This is a genomic window from Leucobacter ruminantium, assembly GCF_017565705.1.
Lineage (GTDB): Bacteria > Actinomycetota > Actinomycetes > Actinomycetales > Microbacteriaceae > Leucobacter > Leucobacter ruminantium.
The window spans coordinates 1-19,505 of sequence record NZ_JAGDYL010000008.1 but is presented as its reverse complement, the minus strand read 5'-3'; the positions used below and the strand labels follow the sequence as shown (position 1 = coordinate 19,505).

Sequence of the window (19,505 nt, the reverse complement as noted above, 5' to 3'; positions counted from 1 at the left end):
GGACGAGGCATCCGCATTCGCCCCGTATCGACAGGGATCGCGATCCCTATCGATAGGGATCGCGAATCGAGCAAATGCCTTGTCCAGTGAACTGCTGAATCAACCAATTATTCGTCAAAAGATTATTACATGCGCTAACTCAAGGCCAAATACCTTGTGAAATCAGCACCATCAGGGTTATGGTGGCTGAAGAACTACACAGGTCAACGACGACAGGAGATGTGCGGATGTCTGCACCACACTCGATCCCCACCCCGACGACTCAGCTGTTCATCGACGGCGCCTACACCGACGGCACCGGCGGCGAGCGCTTCGACATCGTCAGCCCGGCGACCGGAGAGCACATCGCCTCGCTTCCGGTCCCCACGACCGACGACCTCGACCGCGCCGTCGCCGCGGCGAATCGCGCGCAGCGCGAATGGCGCCGCATCGGCGTCGCCAAGCGCGCCGAGATCTGCCACCGCATCGGCGACAAGCTCGGCGAGCACATCGAGGAGCTCGCGCTGCTGCAGACCCTCGAGCAGGGCAAGCCCCTCGCCGAGTCGCGCGCCGACATCACCGAGGCCGCGCAGCTCTTCCACCTCCACTCCGAAGACGCCCTGCGTCTGAACGGCGAGACCATCCCCTCGACCGACCCGCAGAAGCGCATGTTCACCCGCCGCGAGGCCGTCGGCACCTGGGGCATCATCACGCCCTGGAACTTCCCGCTCCTCATGTTCACCGAGTTCGCGGCGCCCGGGCTCGCCACGGGCAACGCCCTCGTCGTGAAGCCGCCGACGCACACCTCCCTCACCGTGCTGAAGGCGATGGAATACCTCGCCGAGGCCGGGCTGCCCGAGGGCCTCGTCAACATCCTCCCCGGCGAGGGCGACTTCGGCTCCAAGCTCGTCTCGCACCCGGGCATCCACGCGATCGGCTTCATCGGCTCCTCGGCGACCGGCGCGAAGATCCAGGCCACGGCCGGTCTCAAGCGCTCGGTCATGGAGTGCTCGGGCAACGGCCCCGTCGTCGTGCTCGACGACGCCAACATGACCCGGGCGGCGAAGGCCGCGGTCGACTCCGCGTTCTACTGCGCCGGCCAGGTGTGCTGCGCCACGGAGCGCGTCATCGTGCACCGAGACGCCCACGATGCCTTCCTCGAGGCCGCACTCGAGTACGCCAAGACCGTGAAGATCGGCGACCCCTTCGACGAGTCGGTCAACCTCGGCCCCCTGAACAACGAGGGCGTCGCCGCCAAGATGGACCGCCACATGGCCGAGGCTCGCGCGCTCGGCTTCGACGTGCTGCTCGGCGGCGGTCGCGCCTCGGGTTTCGCCACCGACCTCTACTACGACTTCACCATCGTCGACGGCGTGACCGAGGAGTCGCTGCTGTCGCGCGAGGAGTCGTTCGGCCCCGTACTGCCGATCCTCACCGCGCAGGATGACGACGACGCGCTGCGCATCGCCAACGCCGACGCGCTCGGCCTGCAGTCGGCGGTCTTCACGCGCGATCTCGACCGCGGCTTCCGCTTCCTCGACGAGCTCGAGACCGGCCAGGTGCTGCTCAACGAGTCGAACGGATGGTGGGACATCAACATGCCGTTCGGCGGCGCAGGCGGCAAGGGCACCGGCTGGGGACGCATCGGCGGCATCCACACCCTGTACGACATGACCGATCTGCGCACCAGCGTGATCCACCTCGGCGACTGAGCGCGTTTCGCACTGAGAGAACCGGCGGCCCCGCAGCATCTGCGGGGCCGCCGATCTATACAATGAAGGCCCGATGGAGAGCGAAGGAGATCCCATGACCGAGCGCGAGCCTGCGGTGCCCCACCACCTCGACCTCGATGACCTGGACCGCAAACTCATCGCGGCGCTGCAGGTCGACGGGCGCACCCCTTTCAGCATCCTCGCGCAGCAGCTCGACGTCTCGGCCTCATCGGTGCGCTACCGCGTACAGCGCCTGCAAGACAGCGGACTCTTCCAGATCGTCGGCATCGCGAACCCCCTCAACATCGGCTTCGACCGCCTCGCCCTCATCGGCATCAGCTGCGAGGCCGGCACGGCCCCGGAGGTCTGCGAGGCTCTGGCCGAGCTGCACGAGACGAGCTACGTGGTGCTCACGAGCGGCAGCTTCGATGTCATGGTCGAGGTCGTCTGCCGCGACATCGACCACTACACCGATCTCATGTTCGGCACGCTGCAGAAGATCCCCGGCGTGGTCCACACCGAGTCGTTCTTCGTGCTGAAGGCGCACAAACTCGCCTACGGCTGGGGCGTGGGCGCCCCCTCCTGACCCGGGCTACCATCGGCACAGGACGCCGAAGACACGACGCCCCCACTCAGACGAAAGCGAGTCCTCCCATGACCTCAGACGTCACGATCTACCGCAACGCGCACGTCTTCACGGGCGAGGCGCGCACCGCCCCCGTCGAGAGTCTCGCGGTGCGCGGCGGTCTCGTCCTCGCGGCGGGCTCGCTCGAGGCCGTGCGTCTCGCGGCGGGCGAGGGATCCGAGGAGATCGACCTCGGCGGCGCGCTCGTCACCCCGGGCGTCACCGAGGGGCACGTGCACATGCTGATGCTCGGCGAGGCACTCGGCAAGGTGCAGCTGCGCGACGCCGAGACGGTCGCCGAGGTGCAGGAACGCCTCGCCGCGGCACGCGCCGCGAACCCCGACGCGCAGCGGATCACCGGCACGAGCTGGCGTTTCGACATCTTCCCGGAGGGCGAGCGACCGACCCGAGAGATGCTCGACGCCGTGGTCCCCGACATCCCCGTGCTGCTCGACGCGAACGACCTCCACTCCTCCTGGGTCAACACGGCCGCCCTCGATGCGATGGGGATCACTCGGGAGACGCCGGACCCGGTCGGCGGCGAGATCGTGCGCGACGAGCACGGCGACGCCACGGGCTTCCTGCTCGAGACGGCCGCGATGCAGTACGCCTGGGGCTACCTGGAGCAGGTGACGACCGACGCCGATCGCGACCGCTTTCTCGACACCGCCTGCGATGCCTACCTCGCGACGGGGGTGACCGGCGCCACCGAGATGTCCTTCGGCGAGGCCGACCTCGAGACCTACCGGCGGCGGCTCGATCGTGACGGACGCCTCCCCTTCCCCGTCGACGCCAACTGGCTCCTCACCGCGACGGGCGATCTCGACGCCGATCTCGCCCAGGTCGCCGAGGTCGCCCGCCACCGCGACGAGCTCGCGGCGCGCTACGGCGACCGCTGGCTGCGCATCACCGGTGTGAAGTTCATCCTCGACGGCGTCATCGACGCCTGCACGGCGGCCATGCGCGCGCCGTACGCGAACGGCGCCATGCCCGGCCCCATCTGGGAGCGCGAGTTCGCCCTTCCCGTCGCGGTCGCGGCCGACGCGGTCGGCCTGCAGCTCGCCCTGCACGCGATCGGCGATGAGGCGAGCACGATCGCACTGGACATGGTGCAGGAGTGCATCAGGGTGAACGGTCCGCGCGCGGATCGCCGCCCCCGCGTCGAGCACCTGGAGTCGGTGGCCGACGACACGATCGCCCGCATGGCCGCGCTCGGCGTGACCGCGTCGATGCAGCCCGTGCACTGCGATCCGGCGGTGCTCGACAACTGGCAGGCCGTGCTGGGCGACGAGCGGGCGCGCACTGGCTTCCCGTGGCACAAGTTCCGAGAGGCGGGCGTGACGCTCGCGCTCGGCACGGACGCCCCGACGGCCCCTCACGAGGCACCGGACAACCTCTTCATCGCACTCACCGCGAGATCGGTGCTCGACCGGAGCCGCGATCCCTACGAGCCGCAGCGCGTCTTCGCACCGGCCGATGCGCTCGAGGCCATGACCCTCGGCACCGCCTACGCGACGAAGCGCGACCACGAGGCCGGCCGCATCGCCACGGGATACCGCGCGCACATCGTGGCGTGGTCGGCGAACGCGTTCTCCGACGCGCCCGAAGCGCTGCTCGGCACGGGTGCGTCGTTCACGCTCGTCGACGGCGAGACCGCATTCCGCGCGCGGTAGCGGAGGGCGCTGCGCCCGGCCCTGGCGATGCTCAGCCGCAACCACCAGAATGAACCCATGACCAATGAGGCGAGCGGGCGCACCGAGTTCGACTACACCGACGCCGAGGGCGTCGAGATCGCTGCATACGAGTGGGCGGCGGCCGAGCCCGTGGGCGTCGTGCAGATCGCGCACGGGCTCGGCGAGCACGCGAAGCGCTACGAAGCCTTCGCACGGGCGCTCGTGGCGGCCGGCTTCACCGTCTACGCCGATGACCACCGCGGGCACGGCGAGACCGGGCGGCGGCAGCACGGAGGCGATCTCTCCCAGCTCGGGCGCCTCGGGCCCGGCGGGTTGAAGGCGACGGAGGCCGCGATCCTCCGGCTGACGGACATCGCGAGGGATCGCCACCCCGGCCTCCCCGTGATCATGTTCGGCCACTCGTGGGGTTCGCTCATGACGCAGCGGCTGCTGAACGAGCACCCGCGCGCGTGGGATGCCGTGGTGCTGTCCGGCAGCGCGTTCCGCACCTTCAAGCACCTCGAGAGCGGCCCGCTCAACGCGAAGTGGGCCGGCGAGGGCGCGAACGGCTACGAGTGGCTGAGCCGCGATCCCGCGGTGGCCGAGGCCTTCCTGGCCGACCCGCTGTGCTTCTACGCCGACGTGCTGAAGCTGTTCGGCGTGGCCGACGGTCTTCGGCTCTACGGCAAGCCCGCGCCGGGCCTCGCACCCGACGTGCCGATCCTCATCGTGTCGGGCTCCGAAGATCCCCTCAGCCGCGGCGACGAGGGTCTGCGGCTGCTCGCCGAGGCCTACCGCAAACGGGGCGTGCGCGACGTGACGGTCAAGATCTTCCCCGAGGGGAGGCACGAGCTGCTCAACGAGACGAACCGCGACGAGGTATTCGCGGCGCTCGCGACCTGGATGCTCGAGCGGATCGGGCAGGAGTAGGGATCCCTCGCCGCGCCCCGGCGCCCTCGAACCGCGCGCTGCCGCTCCCCCTCCCGGGTGCTTGGGCGTAATCTGTGACTATGAGCATGCACGGTGAGTACAAGGTCCCCGGCGGCAAACTGGTCGTCGTCGATTTCGAACTCGTCGACGGTCGGATCAGCGACTTCCGACTCTCGGGCGATTTCTTCCTGGAACCCGACGAGGCGCTCGGCTGCATCGACGCCGCCGTCGAGGGCATGACGCCCAGCAGCACGATCGAGGAGTTCGGCACCGCGATCCAGCACGCGCTCCCGAGCGAGGTGCACCTGCTCGGCTTCACGCCCGACTCGGTCGGCGTCGCCATCCGCCGAGCCGTCACGGGCGCCGCGCACTGGCGCGACTACGACTGGCAGATCATCCACGAGCCGCCGATCGCTCCGCGCCTGAACGCCGCGCTCGACGAGGTGCTGACCGCCGCCGTCGGCGAGGGGCTGCGCGGGCCGACCCTGCGCATCTGGGAGTGGACCGAACCCGCCGTGTTCATCGGCAGCTTCCAGTCGGTGAAGAACGAGGTCGACGAGGAGCAGCTGCGCGCGCACGACGCACAGATCGTGCGCCGCATCTCGGGCGGCGGCGCGATGTACATGGAGCCGCAGGGCTGCATCACCTACGCCCTCTACGTGCCGGGCGAACTCGTGCGCGGCATGAGCTTCGCCGACTCCTACGCCTACCTCGACGAGTGGGTGCTCGAGGCGCTGCAGGCGCTCGGCATCGACGCGCACTACAAGCCGCTCAACGACATCACGAGCCCGCATGGCAAGATCGGCGGGGCCGCGCAGAAGCGCCTCGGCTCGGGCGCAGTGCTGCACCACGTGACGATGGCCTACGACATGGACACCGCGGTGATGGCGCAGGTGCTGCGCATCGGCCGCGAGAAGCTCTCGGACAAGGGCACGGCCAGCGCGCAGAAGCGGGTCGACCCGCTGCGCACGCAAACGGGCCTCGCACGGGAGGAGATCATCGAGAAGATGGTCGACGTGTTCAGGCAGCGCCACGGCGGTCAGATGGGCCGCGTCACCGATGGCGAATGGGATGCGGCCGAGCGGCTCGTCGAGCAGAAGTTCGCGACCGAGGAGTGGATCTACCGCGTGCCGTAGGCGGGCCGGCAGCTACGGGACGAGCAGCACCTTGCCCGTCGTCTTGCGTCCCTCGAGCGCCCGGTGCGCATCCGCGGCCTCGACGAGCGGGAACCGCGCGCCGACCCTGACGTCGAGCGACCCCGCCGCGATCGCCTCGAACAGCTCGCGGTAGCGCCAGGCGCGCTCCTCCGGGGTCAACAGGAAGTGGCCGAGCGAGGGCCGCGTGATCGACAGGGATCCGCCCGCGTTCAGACGCTGCAGATCGAAGGGCGGCACCTGGCCGCTCGCCCCGCCGAAGAGCACCATCTCGCCGCGCACGCGGAGGGCGCGCAGCGAGTCGTCAAAGGTGTCCTTGCCGACTCCGTCGTAGACCACGGCGACGCCCGTACCGTCGGTGAGATCCCTCGCCCGCTCCGCGAAGCCGTCGTACTCGAGCACATGGGCCGCGCCCGCGGCATGGCTGAGATCGCGCTTCTGGGGCGTCGAGGCCGTCGTGATGACGCGCACGCCGCGCGAGACGAGCAGCTGCGTGAGCAGCAGGCCGACGCCGCCGGCGCCGGCGTGCACGAGCACCGTGTCGCCCTCCTGCGGGTGCGCGGCGGAGGTCGCGAGGTAGTGCGCGGTGAGTCCCTGCAGGGGCAACGCTGCTGCGGTTTCCGCCGAGACGCCCTGCGGCACCTTCACGGCGCGCGCGGCCTCGACGACGAAGCGGTCGGCGTAGGTGCCCCGCCCCTCGGCGGTCGTCACGAGATCGCCCTCGGCGAAGCCGTCGACGCCCTCGCCGACGGCGAGCACCGTGCCGCTCGCCTCCGCCCCCGGCACGAAGGGGAGGTCCATTTCGTAGACGCCCGAGCGCTGATACGTCTCGATGAAGTTCACGCCGATGGCTCGGGTCTCGACGAGCAGTTCGCCCGCCGCGGCCCTCGGATCCCTCCCCTCTGCGATCTCGAGCCGCTCCGGTCCGCCTGTCTCTGTCACCGTGATCGCGCGCATGTTCATGATCCGAGGCTAGCTCGCGAACGTGGGTGCCCGCGGTGAATCGGCGAGGGATCGGCGCTGTCGCTTCGTCCGCGCAGCGCCCCCTGAACCGCGGTGTCAGTGCGCGCGACGTGCCCGGGCGACGGCGAGCGCGGTGAGCGCGAGGCCGCCCAGCCCCCACAGCACGAGCAGCAGGGCGGCGCCGCCCGCCGCGCCGCCCGTCGCGATCGACTGGAATCCGCCGAGCGCGGCACCGAGCGGGCTCGCATCGCTCACCGCGGCGAGCACCCCGGGCGTCGTGGACACGATGCCCGCCGCGAATGCGACGACCAGCAGCGCGAACGCGATGAACCGCCCGAGTCCGCCGAGCAGCGCCGAGAGCCCCTGCACTACGAGCGAGAACGCGACTCCCGCCAGCACGGCGATGCCGAAGAACCGCGCGGCCGTGCCGAAGTCATAGCCGAGGGCGATCGGCAGGATCACACCGGCGAGCACCCCCTGCACGGCGCCGAGCAGCACCGCGGGAACCGCGCTGCGCAGCGTGATCGCGCCGACCCCGCGCGCGGCGTCGCGGGCGCGGCTCCACAGCGGGGCGAGCAGCAGGAATGCGGCGAGCGCGCCAGCCCAGAGCGCGATCCCCGCGAACAGCGGCACGCCCGACGAGTTGAAGAGCTCGTCGCTCGCGCCCTTCGCATCGACGGGGGCGAGCGCGGTCTCCGCGATGCGGTCGCGCTGCGCCTTGTTGTAGTCGGGGATCTCGGCGGCGGCCTCGTCGAGACCGGTCGCGAGATCGCCCGCGCCCGTCGCCGACTGCGATGCGCCGTCGGCGAGCTGAGACGCTCCCTCCGCGAGCTGCGGCGTGCCCGCGGCGAGCTCGGATGTTCCCGCGGCGAGCCGGGAGGCGCCCTCCGACAGCGCCGCGCCCTGCGCCGCGAAGTCGTTCAGCCCGGCGCCGAAGGCTCCGAGTCCGGCTATGAGCTGGTCGAGCTGGGCGGTGGGGTCCGAAGACGGGCCGCTCGGCGCGTTCGGATCGGCGATCGTCGCCTGGAACGTCTGCTGCGCCGCCTGCAGTCCGGCCGCTCCGGCTCCCGCCTGCTGCGCGCCTCCGCCGACGGTCCGCGCGAAACCGCCGACCTCGGCAAGCATCGTGTCGCAGAACGTCTGCGTCGCGCCCGAGGCGAGGCATTCGCCGTAGAGCGTTCCGAGCCTGCCCGGGTTCTGGGCGGTCCCATCGCCCGCGAACGCCGGCACCGCGGCCCCCACGGTCTGCAGGCCTTCGGCGAGCTGCCCCTGAGGCGCCGCCGAGTCGGCCTGCAACTGCCCCAGCGCACCGATCATCGTCTTCAGCTGGGTCACGGCCGCGGTCGCCCCGGCGCCGAGCGGCGCGTAGGAGTCCGCGAGGGTCTTCGCGCCTCCGACGTACGCCGAGGCGCCGGTCGCCAGTTCCGAGGCGCCTCCCGCCAACTGCTGGGTGCCCGAGGCGAGCTGGGCTGTTCCGTCGGCGAGGGATCCGGCGCCTTCCGCGAGCCGGGCCCCGCCGTCCGCGAGCTGCGATGCGCCGTCCGCGGCCTCCGAGATGCCGCCGTGGAGCTCGCTCATGCCGACGAAGACGCCGCCGACGAACTGCTCGCCCAGCTGTCTGTTGAGCACGCTCGTCGCCGTGCTCGTGACGATGTTCGAGAGCGCGGTGTCGATGAGGCGCCCTCGGTCGCTCTCCGAGATATCGATGGTGGCCCGCTCGGCCTCCTCGGGATCGCCGGAGAGCGATGTCGCAGCGGCCGAGAAGTTCTCGGGGATGGTGACGACGGTGGCGTAGCGGCCGTCGTCGAGGCCCGCAGACGCGTCCTCCTCATCGGTGAGCACCCACGTGAAGTTCTGCTCGGCGTCGCCCGCGATCAACTCCCCCGCGAGCACGCGGCCGAGCGGCACGGTCTGCCCGTCGAGCTCGACGGGCTCGTCGAGGTTCACGACCGCCGCCGTGACCGATTCGAGGCGATCCTGCGGGTTCCAGAGCCCCCACAGCAGCACGCCGGCGACCGTGAGCGGCACGAGGATCAGGCCGAGCACACGGCTCCATCCGACCCGGCGGCCGCTGCGCAGCGACGTCATCTCGAGGCTCATCGCACTCCTTCTTCGATCCGGTCGGCCAATAGGTTCGCGTCGGCCCCGACGAGCGCGGTGCCGCTGGGCAGCACGCGCGCCGCGAGCTCGCGGTCGCCGAGCACGATCACGGCGCGGGTGGCCGCCCCGCCGCGTTCGCCCGCCACCCGCCACGCGGCGAGCGTCGAGCGCATCGCATCGACGCGCTCGAGCGGCAGCGGCCCATCGGACGCGGACCGCAGATCGAGCAGCAGCAGGGCCGGGCGATCCCTCACCGCATCGCGCAGCGAGTCGGGAGCCGCCCAGGCCGACCGCGACCGCAGAGAGGCAGCGCGCTCGGGCAGCAGCAGCCCATCGACCTTCAGGGTGCCCGCGACGAGCGCTCCTCTGCCCGTGAGTGCCTGGGCCAGCGGCAGGGATGAGGGATCCCTCGCGTCGAGCGACAGCGCCTCGCCCCGCGCGACCCTCAGCCGGCGCACCCGGTGCCCGCCCGGCAGCAGCAGCTCGTCGGCCGCGATCGCAGCGTCGGGCAGGTCGCCCGGCCAGTCAGCGTGCTCGAGCTCGCGGGCGAGCCCCTCGCCCTCGACGTCGAATGCGGGCAGCGCCTTCGCGAGCCACCTGGGCATCCACCAGGCGCGGTCGCCGAGCAGCGCCATCACGGCGGGCACCAGGGTCATGCGCACGATGAAGGCGTCGACGAACACGCCCACGGCGAGGCCGAGCGCGATCACCTTGATCGAGGGATCGCCCTCCGGCACGAACGCCGCGAACACGGCGAACATGATGAGCGCGGCGGCCGTCACGACCTTCGCGCTGCCGACGAAGCCCCGCTGGATCGCGTCGCGCGCGCTCGCACCGTGCACGTACTCCTCGCGGATGCGCGAGACGAGGAACACCTCGTAGTCCATCGCGAGCCCGAAGAGCACGCCCATCAGGATGATCGGCATGAAGCTCAGCACGGGCCCCGTCGAGGTCACGTGCAGCGCGTCGGCGAGCCAGCCCCACTGGAACACGGCGACGACGGCGCCGAAGGCGACGCCGACCGACAGCAGGTAGCCGAGCGTCGCCTTGATCGGCACCCATACCGAGCGGAACACCATCGCGAGCAGCACGAGCGACAGACCGACGACGAGGATGCCGAAGGGCAGCAGTGCCTGCATGAGCATGGCCGAGACGTCGATGCCGACGGCGGTGAAACCGGTCACGGCGAGACTCACGCCGTACTCGCGCTCCCACTCGTCGTGCATGTCGCGGAGCGCGTGCACGAGGTCGGTGGTGCTCTGCGCGTGCGGCCCCTCATCGGGAACCACCTGGATGATGCCGGTGTCGGCGCCCCGGTTCGGGGTCGCGAGGGGCACATCGGCGACGCCGGGCACCCGCTCGACCTCGCGCTTCAGCTCGTCCATGAGGCCCAACGGGTCGTCACTGCCGATGATCGAGCCCGTCAGCAGCAGCGGTCCGTTGTACCCCTCGCCGAAATGCTCGCCCGTGAGCTCGTAGGTGACGCGCGCCGGGTCGTCTGCGGCGAGCGACGTGGCGTTGGGGAGGGCGAGGCGCAGGTCGAGCGCGGGGACGGCGGCGAAGCCGAGGGCCACGAGCACCGCGACGATCGTGAGCAGCGGGCGGCGGGTGACACCGCGCACCCAGCCCGCGAAGAAGCGGTCGGCGCGCGTCGCGGTCGGGTCCTCCCCGTTCCCGTTCCCGTTCCCGTTCCCGTTCCCGTTCCCGTTCCCTGAGCTTGTCGAAGGGAACGCAGTCGCCCCTTCGACAGGCTCAGGGGTCGGCTGCGCTACCGCCCGCCGCTGCTTCTTCGGCAGGATGCGCGGGCCGATCATCGCCATGACGGCCGGCGTGAGCGTGATCGCGATGAGCACGGCGACCGCGACGGCGGCGGCAGCGGCGACACCGAGCGCGGTGAGGAAGGGGATGCCCGCGACCGAGAGCCCGACGAGCGCGATGATCACGGTGAGGCCTGCGAAGACGACGGCGGAACCGCTCGTCGCGGTGGCTCTGGCGATCGATTCGTCGACGCCGGCGCCCGCTCGCAGCTGCTCCTGGTGCCGGCTCACGATGAAGAGCGTGTAGTCGATGCCGACGGCGAGGCCGAGCATCAGGGCGAGCATGGGCGTCGTCGAGGTGAGGTCGACGAAGGCCGTGACGAAGAAGAGGCCGGCGATCGAGACGCCCACGCCGAGCAGGGCGATGAGCAGCGGCATGCCCGCTGCGATGAGGGATCCGAGCGTGAGCACCAGGACGATGAATGCGATGATCACGCCGACCGCCTCGGTGGGGCTGACGCCGGGCACCGATGCGGAGAACATCTCACCGCCGTACGAGGCCTTCGCCCCGTCGGGCAGCGCCTCGGCGATATCCTCGGTTGCGCGCTCGATGCCCTCGACGGTTTCGTCTGGCACGCTCGACATCTCGCCTTCGACCTGCACGGTGATGAGCGCGGCGCTGCCGTCGTCGGAGAGGCCTCCGCTCGCGAGCTCCGCGAACGGCGTCTGCACCGCCGTGACGCCGGCGATGTTCTCGAGCCGGTCTGCCGCGTCGGCGATGATGCCCTCGTAGGGCGCCTCGTCGACGCGTTCGCCGTCGGCCGCGACCACGATGATCGTGGCGCTCGTCCCGCTCACCTCTGGGAAGGTGCGCCCGAGCTCGGTGATCGCGTCCTGCGATTCGGTGCCCGGAATGGTGATGGGGGCGTTCGCGCCCTGACCGAGGAAGACGGCTCCTGCGCCGAGCAGCGCCAGCACTGCGATCCAGAGCGCCAGCACGAGGAACTTCGCGCGCGTCGCCCATCGGCCGAGCGCGTAGAGCAGCGTGGACATTCGGTCCTTTCGGGATGGGCGACCGTTTCGATACATGAGTGTATCGGTTTCGATACACCAATGTATCCGGCTGTGCCTCCGAACGGGCTGAGCATGCGATGATGATGGTCATGGCCTCCGACTCCCCGCTCCCCCGCCCTGAAAGCGGCAGCCCCAGCGCGCGCCGCCTGGAGACCCGCGCGCGGCTGCTCGACGCCGCGATCGAGGTCTTCGCCGAGGACGGGCTGCAGGGCGCGGCCGTCGAGACGATCTGCGCCAGGGCCGGCTTCACGCGCGGCGCGTTCTACTCGAACTTCTCGAGCAAGGAGCAGCTGTTCCTCGCGCTGCTCGAGCGGGAGTTCGACCGCCGCGCCGAAGATCTGGCGGCGAAGGCCCGCCAGCTCGAGCCCACCCTGCGCGAGCAGCGCGGCTGCGTCTCGCCATCGGACGCAGCGCGCTACATCGTCGACTTCTTCGCACCGTCGAGCGATGCCACCGCTTGGTTCGTGCTGGAGGCCGAGTTCCTGCTGCTCGCCATGCGCGATCCCTCCATCGCCCCGGGCCACCACGAGTTCATGGACCGCTTCTACGCGAGCATCTCCGGCGCGGTCGAGCAGGTCATCGCCGCCGCCGGCCGCCGCTTCGTGCTGCCCGTCGAGCGCGCGATGCCCGTGCTGAGCGGCGTCTACGAGCAGGCCCTGCGCGCAGCCGCTCTCGGCGGCGACGAGGCGCAGTCGGGCTTCGAGGGCCTCGGCGATCGGCTGGCCGAGCTGCTCTTCGCGCTCACGGAGAGCGTGGACGCCGAGGGCGCAGGCCTCGAGCGCTCAGCCGAGGTCGATGCCCCCGCCGGGGCGGGCGGTGCCACGGGTGAGGGATCCCTCGCGGAGGGCGCAGCCCCGCGCGCGCCAGGGCCGGGCTTCCGCCCGCCCGCGAGGCTGCGCCTCTTCTAGTGCCCGGGGCACCCCTCGGACGGCGCGAGTCCCGGATGGGCCTCGTCTAGACTGAGTCTGTGCTGCTCTCAGACCGCGACATCAACGCAGAACTCGCCTCCGGCCGCATCGGGCTGACGCCCAGCGAACCGTCGATGGTGCAGCCGTCGAGCGTCGACGTGCGCCTCGACCGCTATTTCCGCCTCTTCGACAACCACAAGTATCCGGTGATCGACCCGGCGGAGGAGCAGCCCGAGCTGACGAGGCTCATCGAGGTCGACCCCGAGGAGGGGTTCATCCTGCACCCGGGCGAGTTCGTGCTCGGCTCGACCTTCGAACAGGTGAGCCTGCCCGACGACATCGCGGCCCGGCTCGAGGGCAAGAGCTCGCTCGGCCGTCTCGGTCTGCTCACCCACTCGACCGCCGGCTTCATCGATCCCGGCTTCGAGGGGCACGTCACTCTCGAACTCTCGAACGTTGCGACGCTGCCCATTCGGCTGTGGCCCGGCATGAAGATCGGGCAGCTGTGCTTCTTCCGACTGTCGTCGCCCGCCGAGCGGCCCTACGGCGCGGGCGCGACCTTCTCACGCTACCTCGGGCAGCGCGGGCCCACGGCGTCGCGCTCGTTCCAGAACTTCCACCGCGCCGACGTCACCGCGACCGACGCGGGCGCTCCGGGAGCCTGAACCAGCTCTAGCCTTCCGTCGGCTCGGCGAGGAAGCGTTCGAGCACGGCGAGGCCCGCCCGGGCTCCCGTGTCGACCGCCTCCTCGGCGTCCGGGCCGAAGTGCGGGCTGTGGTTCGCGGGCATCGACTCGCGGCCCGGCCGGTAGGCGCCGAACATCCAGAACACCAGCGGCACGCCGATCGCGTCGGCGAGCGCGCCGACGTCCTCGCTGCCGGTGGCGCGAAGGGATCGGTCCACCGACGCCGCCCCGAACTCCGCGTCGAGCGCGGCCGCCGCGATCTCCGCCCGCTGCGGGTCGTTGTAGCAGCGGGGGAAGCGGCTGATGCGCTCGAACACGGGCGCGGGGGCACCGCCCGCAGCGGCCTCGGCGTCGACGATGCGGCGCACCGCGGCGACCACGCGCTCCCGCACCGCGGCGTCGGGCGTGCGCACGTTGAGTGCGATCACCGCTTCATCGGGGATGACGTTCTCCTTCGTGCCCGCGTGCACCTGGCCGACGGTCACGACAGCCGGATGCGAGGGATCCACCTCGCGCGAGACGACCGTCTGCAGTCGCACGATCGTGTGAGCCGCGATCACGATGGGGTCGATCGACTCCTGCGGCTTCGCGCCGTGAGCGCCGCGGCCGCGGATCGTGACCCGCCAGGAGTCACCGAGATTCATGATGTCGCCGAAGCCGATGCTGACCCGCCCGGCGGGGATCGCGGTGATGTGCTGGCCGAGCACCGCGATCGGCCGGGGCACCAGGTCCCACAGCCCCGCCGCGACCATGTCGGCGGCGCCCGCGGCCGTCTCCTCGGCCGGCTGGAAGATCCACACGACGGTGCCCGACCAGGTCTCGCGCTTCGCGGAGAGGAGACCCGCGAGCGCGAGCGCGACCGCGATGTGCGCGTCGTGCCCGCAGGCGTGCATGACGGGCACCTCGGCACCGTCGAGCTCCGCGGTCTCGGTGCTCGCGTAGGACAGCCCTGTCTCCTCCTGCACGGGCAGGCCGTCGGTGTCGGCGCGGTAGGCGACCACGGGTCCGTCGCCGTTGCGCAGCACGCCGACGACGCCGTGCCTGCCGACCTCGTGCACCTCGAGCCCGAGCCCGGTCAGGCGTTCCCGGATCTTCTCTGCGGTGCGGCGCTCCCGGCCCGAGAGCTCGGGGCTCCGGTGGAAGCCGACGTAGTCGTCGACCGCGGCCCCGAGGCGTTCAGGCGTCCAGGCATCGCGAAGCGCGGTCGCCGGCATCAGGCGGACCGGGTATCCGCGTCGAAGGCGTCGGCAAGGGCGTCGAGCCGCTCGACGGTGCCCCCGGGCAGTTCGAGCTCGGCGCCCGCGACCGCGTCGGCGACGTGCGAGGGCTTGCGGATGCCCGCGATGACGTTCACGCGATCGGAGACGGCGAGCAGATACGCGATCGAGAGCGCCGGCACCGTCGCGCCGAGCTCGTCGGCCACGGCTCGCAGCTCATCGACGAATGCGAGGGATCGCCGGAAGTGCTCGCCGAACAGCGGATCGGCGTCGCGCGATCCGGTCGGCTCGACCTCGCTCGTCGCGCTGAAGCGCCCGCTCAGCAACCCGTTGCCGAGCGGTGAATACGCGTGCAGCGAGAGCTGCTGCTCTTCGAGGAACGGCAGCAGCTCCGTGCGCACGCCGCGGTCGAGCAGGCTGAACTTGCGCTGCACGATCTGGATCGCATCGCGCGCCAGATACTCCTCCACGTCGGAGCGCGGACAGTTCGACGCGCCGATCTCGAGGATCTTGCCCTGATCCCGCAGCTCCAGCAGCACCTCGATCGTGTCCTCGATGGGGGTCACGAAGGGCGGCATCGCCGGGTTGTGCGTGTAGTAGACATCGATATGGTCGGTGCCGAGCCTGCGCAAGCTCTCCTCCACCTCGATGCGGATGGTCCGCGGACTGAGGTTGCGCTTCACCTCGTGCCCGTCCCAGGTGAAGCGGTACGATCCCTCGTCGTCTCCCCACCACAGACCGCACTTCGTCGAGATCACCACATCGTCGCGGCGGCCGGCGAGCGCGCGGCCGAGCACCTCCTCGCTGTGACCGAAGCCGTAGACGGGGGCACTGTCGAAGGTCGTGATGCCTGCGTCGAGGGCCGCGTGCACGGCTGCGATCGACACCTCATCGTCGGCGTCGGGGTAGCGGAACCCTCCCCCGATGCCCATTGCACCGAACGTGACCGCCGATGCCTGCTTTCCGCTGTGCCCGATCTCCCGGTACCGCATGGTTCCCCTCATTCCTCCTCGAAGCGGGCGGCGGGGCGCCCGCCGCCCGCGCTCCCTCACCGGATGCGCGCTATGCGCTCGACTGGTTGAGCGCGTCCCAGCGCAGCACGCCGTTGACGCCGACGTTCTCCGGGTCGTGCTCCTTGATGATGACGACCACCTTGGCCTCGGCTCCCCAGTCGTAGGCTTGCACGACGTCGTTCAGACCGACGATCGCCGCACGCTTCTGGTCGATCGTCTTCCCCGGCGCGCTGTAGAGCACCAGGGTGATCTCGTAGCCCTCCTTCGCAGTCGTGTACTCCTTCGCGAGCGGCACGAGATAGACGCTGCGGAGCTCGGGCGGCAGGCCCAGACCGATGCGTGCGGCGTCACCGATGCGCTCGACGAACTCCGGGATATCGACCCGCTCCAGCGGGAGATCTGTGGTTGCGACAACGGAGACCATTGCGGATTCCTCTCGTTCTGTGCAGGTCAGGATGCCTGCGGGGTCTTCTTGATGCCCTGGTAGTGCTCTTCGAGCCAGTCCTTGTAATCGTCTGACTGCATGAACTCGATCGCGGAGTCGAGCCAGGGCAGATCCTCGGTGCCGTCGGGGACGACCCAGAGCACGCCGCCGTATGTCTCGTAGACCTCGGGGGTCTCCTCGGCGAGCACGTTCACCGACGGATCCTCCATCAGGTAGACGGTGATCGAGGGGGCGGTCATGGCATCGAGGTCGGGAAAGGCGCCCACGCGGCTGCGGGGATCGACCTCGACCCACTTGATGTTCTTCGGGTTGTCGGTGATATCGAGCGTGGACGGGCTCTCGACGCCCTCCCTGAGCTCGATCAGGCCGTTGTCCGCGAGCAGCTGCAACTCGCGCGCACGGTTGGCCTGATCGTTGGCGATGCCGATCGAGGCACCATCGGGCAAGTCGTCGATCGAGTCGACCTTGCTCGACACGAACTGCACCGCGGTGGTCTGCAGCCAGTCGCCGTAGGGCTGGAGGTTCTGACCGGTGCTCTCGTTCTGCGCGTCGAGGTAGGTCTGGTTCTGGAAGAAGTTCGCGTCGAGACTGCCCTCGGCGGTCGCGCGGTTGAGCGCGATGTTGTCGTCGAAGATCTGGAACTCGAGCGTGACGCCCTGCTGCTTCAGGTGCTCGGCGACGAATTCGATCTCGGGCTGCTCGCGCGCGAGGATGCCCACCTTGACGGAGGTCTTCTCCTCGCCATCCGACGCCAAGTCGTCCTTCCCGCTCGAGGAGCAGGCCGCGAGCGAGGCGGAGAGGCCGACTACCGCCGCGATGGCGGCGAGGGTGCGTAGGGTCTTCTTCATGACGTGGTCCTTCTGCTGTCTGCGCTCGGAACCGAGCGAGGTCCTGGTTACTTGATCTTGCGGTAGAGGGCGTTGCCCGCGAGCTGGATGATCACCACGATGATCACGAGCAGCAATGCGGTGCCGTACATCACCTGGTCGTTGAAGTTCTGATAGCCGTAGGTGAGCGCGACGGCGCCGAGGCCGCCCGCGCCGATGGTGCCGGCGACCGTCGTGAAGCCGAGCAGCGTGATGACGCCGAGCGTCATCTGCGACACCATCGCGGGCACCGCTTCGGGCACGATGACTCGGAAGGTGATCTGCCAGTCGCTCGCCCCGAGGGATCGCGCCGCCTCGATCAGGCTCGGGTTGACCTCCTTGAACGCCGACTCGAGCAGGCGTGCGATGAACGGACTGCCCGCGAAGGTGATCGCGAAAACCGCCGCCCAGACACCGATGGAGGTACCCACCACGAGGCGGGTGAGCGGAATGATCGAGATCGCGAGGATGATGAAGGGGAGGGACCACAGCAGTCCGACGATGGTGCTCGTCGTCTCGTAGACGGCGCGGTTCGGGCGCAGGCCGCGGGGGTCGGTGGTGACGAGCACGAGCGCGACGACGAAGCCGACGAGCCCGCAGGTGATGGCGGACCCGAGCAGCATGATGAGCGTGTCGATGAGGCCGGGAACGATGATCTGATCCCACAGATCCCAGAAGGAGTAGTCGTACACGCTCAGACCTCCCGCCACTGCGCGCCCAGCGCGTCGAGCTCCGCCGTGACCTCGCCGAGGCGCCCACGCGGCGCCTTGAGCACGAAGGATCCGGCCACCGACTCGCCATAGCGGTCGAAGCCGCCCCACGAGATCTCGAAGCGCACCCCTGTGCGGATCGCGAGATCCGAGATGAGCGACGCGTCGCCGCCTTCTCGAAGCACGACGCGCAGCAGCGCCTCGTCGGGCGCCGCGTCCGGCAGCCAGCCTGCGTCGCGGGTGAACTCGGTGAGCAGCTCCGGGTGCTCGAGGAAGAACTCCTCGGAGGTGCCGAGCGCCTGCAGCCGGCCGTGGTTCAGCAGCCCCATCCGGGTGCACGCTGCCTTCATCACCGACACCTCATGGGTCACGACCACGATCGTGAGGCCGAGCTCCCGGTTGATCCTGCGCAGCAGGCCCAGAACACTCTCGGTGATATTCGGATCGAGGGCGGAGGTGGCCTCGTCGCTGAGCAGGATGGAGGGCTCGCTGACGAGCGCGCGGGCGATCGCCACGCGCTGCTTCTGTCCCCCGCTGAGCTCGCGGGGCAGCGCCTTCATCTTGTCGCCGAGACCGACGAGTTCGAGCATGTCCTTGATGCGACCATCGACCTTCGAACGCTTCGCGCCCGAGCACTTCAGCGGGAAGTAGACGTTGTCGTAGACGTTCTTCCGCTCGAGCAGCGAGAACTGCTGGAAGACCATGCCGATGCCGCGCCTGAACTCCAGCAGTTCCGCTTTGCCCAGCGAGCCGATGTCCACGCCGTCGACGATGATCTCGCCGGAGTCGAGGCTCTCGAGACGGTTGATGCAGCGCAGCAGTGTGGACTTGCCCGCGCCGCTGACGCCGATCAGGCCGAAGACATCGCCGCGGTCGATCGAGAGATCGATGCCGTCGAGCACCACATGGTCCCCGAACGACTTCCGGGCGTTCCGTATCTCGATCACGTCGGCCGCGCGCTCCTCTCCCGCCGCACGGGTCGCGCGGCCGACGATCGGCGCGGGCAGAACCCGAAGTATAGGCTCAATAAATATATGAGATAAGCGCGAAGCATGTTTGGTCGTGCGTCACACGCCGTCACATTGCGACGTCGTCTGCTGGCACGGGAAGGCACAGCCGGGTCGAACCATCGGAGGCCGAGACCCCCAGGAGGATAACGTTCCCGGGAAATGCGGAAGGCCCTCACCAGTAACCCGGTGAGGGCCTTCTCTTCAAAGAAAGTTCGGCGGTGTCTTACTCTCCCACGAGGTCCCCCTCGCAGTACCATCAGCGCTGTCAGCCTTAGCTTCCGGGTTCGGAATGTGACCGGGCGTTTCCCTGACGCTATAACCACCGAAACACTATTGACATACCCAACCCCACACGAGTGGTGGGGGGTTGTGGCCGTACGTCAAGAACCACAAAGCAGACGCGAACATCGTTACTTACGCTTATGCCAAACCTCATCCACATGACCGTTTGAAGTCGATCATCAATGGGTTTGTATGAAGTCAAGTCGTTGGTTTATTAGTACCAGTCAGCTCCACACGTTACCGCGCTTCCACATCTGGCCTATCAACCCAGTCATCTACTGGGAACCTACAACACCCGAGGGTGTACGGAGATCTCATCTCGAGGCCGGCTTCCCGCTTAGATGCTTTCAGCGGTTATCCATCCCGAACGTAGCCAACCAGCCATGCCCTTGGCAGAACAAC

Annotated in this window: 16 protein-coding genes and 2 rRNA genes; 7 read left to right on the top strand and 11 right to left on the bottom strand. The window is 69.6% G+C overall.

The genetic code is table 11. The annotated features are described in order from the left end of the window. Window positions 1-227: 227 nt before the first annotated feature. From J4H91_RS06450 to lplAB, 5 genes are all read left to right on the top strand, one after another. A complete protein-coding gene (locus tag J4H91_RS06450) occupies window positions 228-1,691 on the top strand; it encodes an aldehyde dehydrogenase family protein (protein ID WP_208045441.1) in 1,464 nt (487 codons plus the stop codon). A 94-nt stretch (window positions 1,692-1,785) separates the two neighbouring features. Then, window positions 1,786-2,277, top strand: a complete 492-nt coding sequence (locus tag J4H91_RS06445; RefSeq protein WP_208045440.1) for an Lrp/AsnC family transcriptional regulator — start codon at window positions 1,786-1,788, stop codon at window positions 2,275-2,277. Window positions 2,278-2,345: 68 nt separating this feature from the next. Next, entirely contained in the window at window positions 2,346-3,989 is a 1,644-nt protein-coding gene (locus J4H91_RS06440) for an amidohydrolase (RefSeq protein WP_208045439.1), read from the top strand. Between the two features lie 57 nt (window positions 3,990-4,046). Then, the gene (locus tag J4H91_RS06435) at window positions 4,047-4,919 is read left to right on the top strand and encodes an alpha/beta fold hydrolase (protein ID WP_208045438.1); all 873 of its coding nucleotides are present in this window, start codon (window positions 4,047-4,049) and stop codon (window positions 4,917-4,919) included. An 86-nt stretch (window positions 4,920-5,005) separates the two neighbouring features. Then, window positions 5,006-6,055, top strand: coding sequence for a lipoate-protein ligase LplAB (gene lplAB, locus J4H91_RS06430; protein WP_208045531.1), 1,050 nt, complete (start codon window positions 5,006-5,008; stop codon window positions 6,053-6,055). A 12-nt stretch (window positions 6,056-6,067) separates the two neighbouring features. On the opposite strand, the gene J4H91_RS06425 is transcribed toward lplAB, so the two are convergent. From J4H91_RS06425 to J4H91_RS06415, 3 genes are all read right to left on the bottom strand, one after another. After that, the gene (locus J4H91_RS06425) at window positions 6,068-7,030 is read right to left on the bottom strand and encodes a quinone oxidoreductase family protein (RefSeq protein WP_208045530.1); all 963 of its coding nucleotides are present in this window, start codon (window positions 7,028-7,030) and stop codon (window positions 6,068-6,070) included. A gap of 102 nt (window positions 7,031-7,132) precedes the next feature. After that, window positions 7,133-9,136, bottom strand: a complete 2,004-nt coding sequence (locus J4H91_RS06420; RefSeq protein WP_208045437.1) for a YhgE/Pip family protein — start codon at window positions 9,134-9,136, stop codon at window positions 7,133-7,135. Continuing rightward, a complete protein-coding gene (locus J4H91_RS06415; protein WP_208045436.1) occupies window positions 9,133-11,946 on the bottom strand; it encodes an MMPL family transporter in 2,814 nt (937 codons plus the stop codon). The genes J4H91_RS06420 and J4H91_RS06415 overlap by 4 nt, the downstream gene beginning before the upstream one ends. Before the next feature lie 110 nt (window positions 11,947-12,056). On the opposite strand from J4H91_RS06415, the gene J4H91_RS06410 reads away from it, so the two are divergent. Both J4H91_RS06410 and dcd read left to right on the top strand, forming a co-directional pair. After that, window positions 12,057-12,875: a TetR/AcrR family transcriptional regulator gene (locus J4H91_RS06410; RefSeq protein WP_208045435.1), complete on the top strand. Its 819-nt coding sequence runs from the start codon at window positions 12,057-12,059 to the stop codon at window positions 12,873-12,875. 59 nt (window positions 12,876-12,934) lie between these two features. Continuing rightward, on the top strand, window positions 12,935-13,540 hold the full coding sequence (gene dcd, locus J4H91_RS06405; RefSeq protein WP_208045434.1) for a dCTP deaminase: 606 nt from the start codon (window positions 12,935-12,937) through the stop codon (window positions 13,538-13,540). A gap of 7 nt (window positions 13,541-13,547) precedes the next feature. Here dcd and J4H91_RS06400 read toward each other — a convergent pair whose 3' ends face one another. The 8 genes from J4H91_RS06400 to J4H91_RS06365 all read right to left on the bottom strand — a co-directional run. Next, window positions 13,548-14,774: an amidohydrolase gene (locus tag J4H91_RS06400; protein WP_208045433.1), complete on the bottom strand. Its 1,227-nt coding sequence runs from the start codon at window positions 14,772-14,774 to the stop codon at window positions 13,548-13,550. Further along, complete coding sequence (locus J4H91_RS06395; protein ID WP_208045432.1) at window positions 14,774-15,781, bottom strand: aldo/keto reductase; 1,008 nt, start codon at window positions 15,779-15,781, stop codon at window positions 14,774-14,776. Before J4H91_RS06395 ends, J4H91_RS06400 begins: the two co-directional genes overlap by 1 nt. Before the next feature lie 58 nt (window positions 15,782-15,839). Beyond that, on the bottom strand, window positions 15,840-16,214 hold the full coding sequence (locus J4H91_RS06390; protein WP_208045431.1) for a tautomerase family protein: 375 nt from the start codon (window positions 16,212-16,214) through the stop codon (window positions 15,840-15,842). A 26-nt stretch (window positions 16,215-16,240) separates the two neighbouring features. After that, the gene (locus tag J4H91_RS06385) at window positions 16,241-17,083 is read right to left on the bottom strand and encodes a MetQ/NlpA family ABC transporter substrate-binding protein (protein WP_208045430.1); all 843 of its coding nucleotides are present in this window, start codon (window positions 17,081-17,083) and stop codon (window positions 16,241-16,243) included. Window positions 17,084-17,130: 47 nt separating this feature from the next. Next, on the bottom strand, window positions 17,131-17,793 hold the full coding sequence (locus J4H91_RS06380) for an ABC transporter permease subunit (RefSeq protein ID WP_208045429.1): 663 nt from the start codon (window positions 17,791-17,793) through the stop codon (window positions 17,131-17,133). 2 nt (window positions 17,794-17,795) lie between these two features. After that, the gene (locus J4H91_RS06375; protein WP_208045428.1) at window positions 17,796-18,758 is read right to left on the bottom strand and encodes an ATP-binding cassette domain-containing protein; all 963 of its coding nucleotides are present in this window, start codon (window positions 18,756-18,758) and stop codon (window positions 17,796-17,798) included. 273 nt (window positions 18,759-19,031) lie between these two features. Continuing rightward, window positions 19,032-19,148, bottom strand: a 5S ribosomal RNA gene (gene rrf, locus J4H91_RS06370). Between the two features lie 149 nt (window positions 19,149-19,297). Next, window positions 19,298-19,505 (bottom strand): 23S ribosomal RNA (locus tag J4H91_RS06365); the annotation flags it as partial.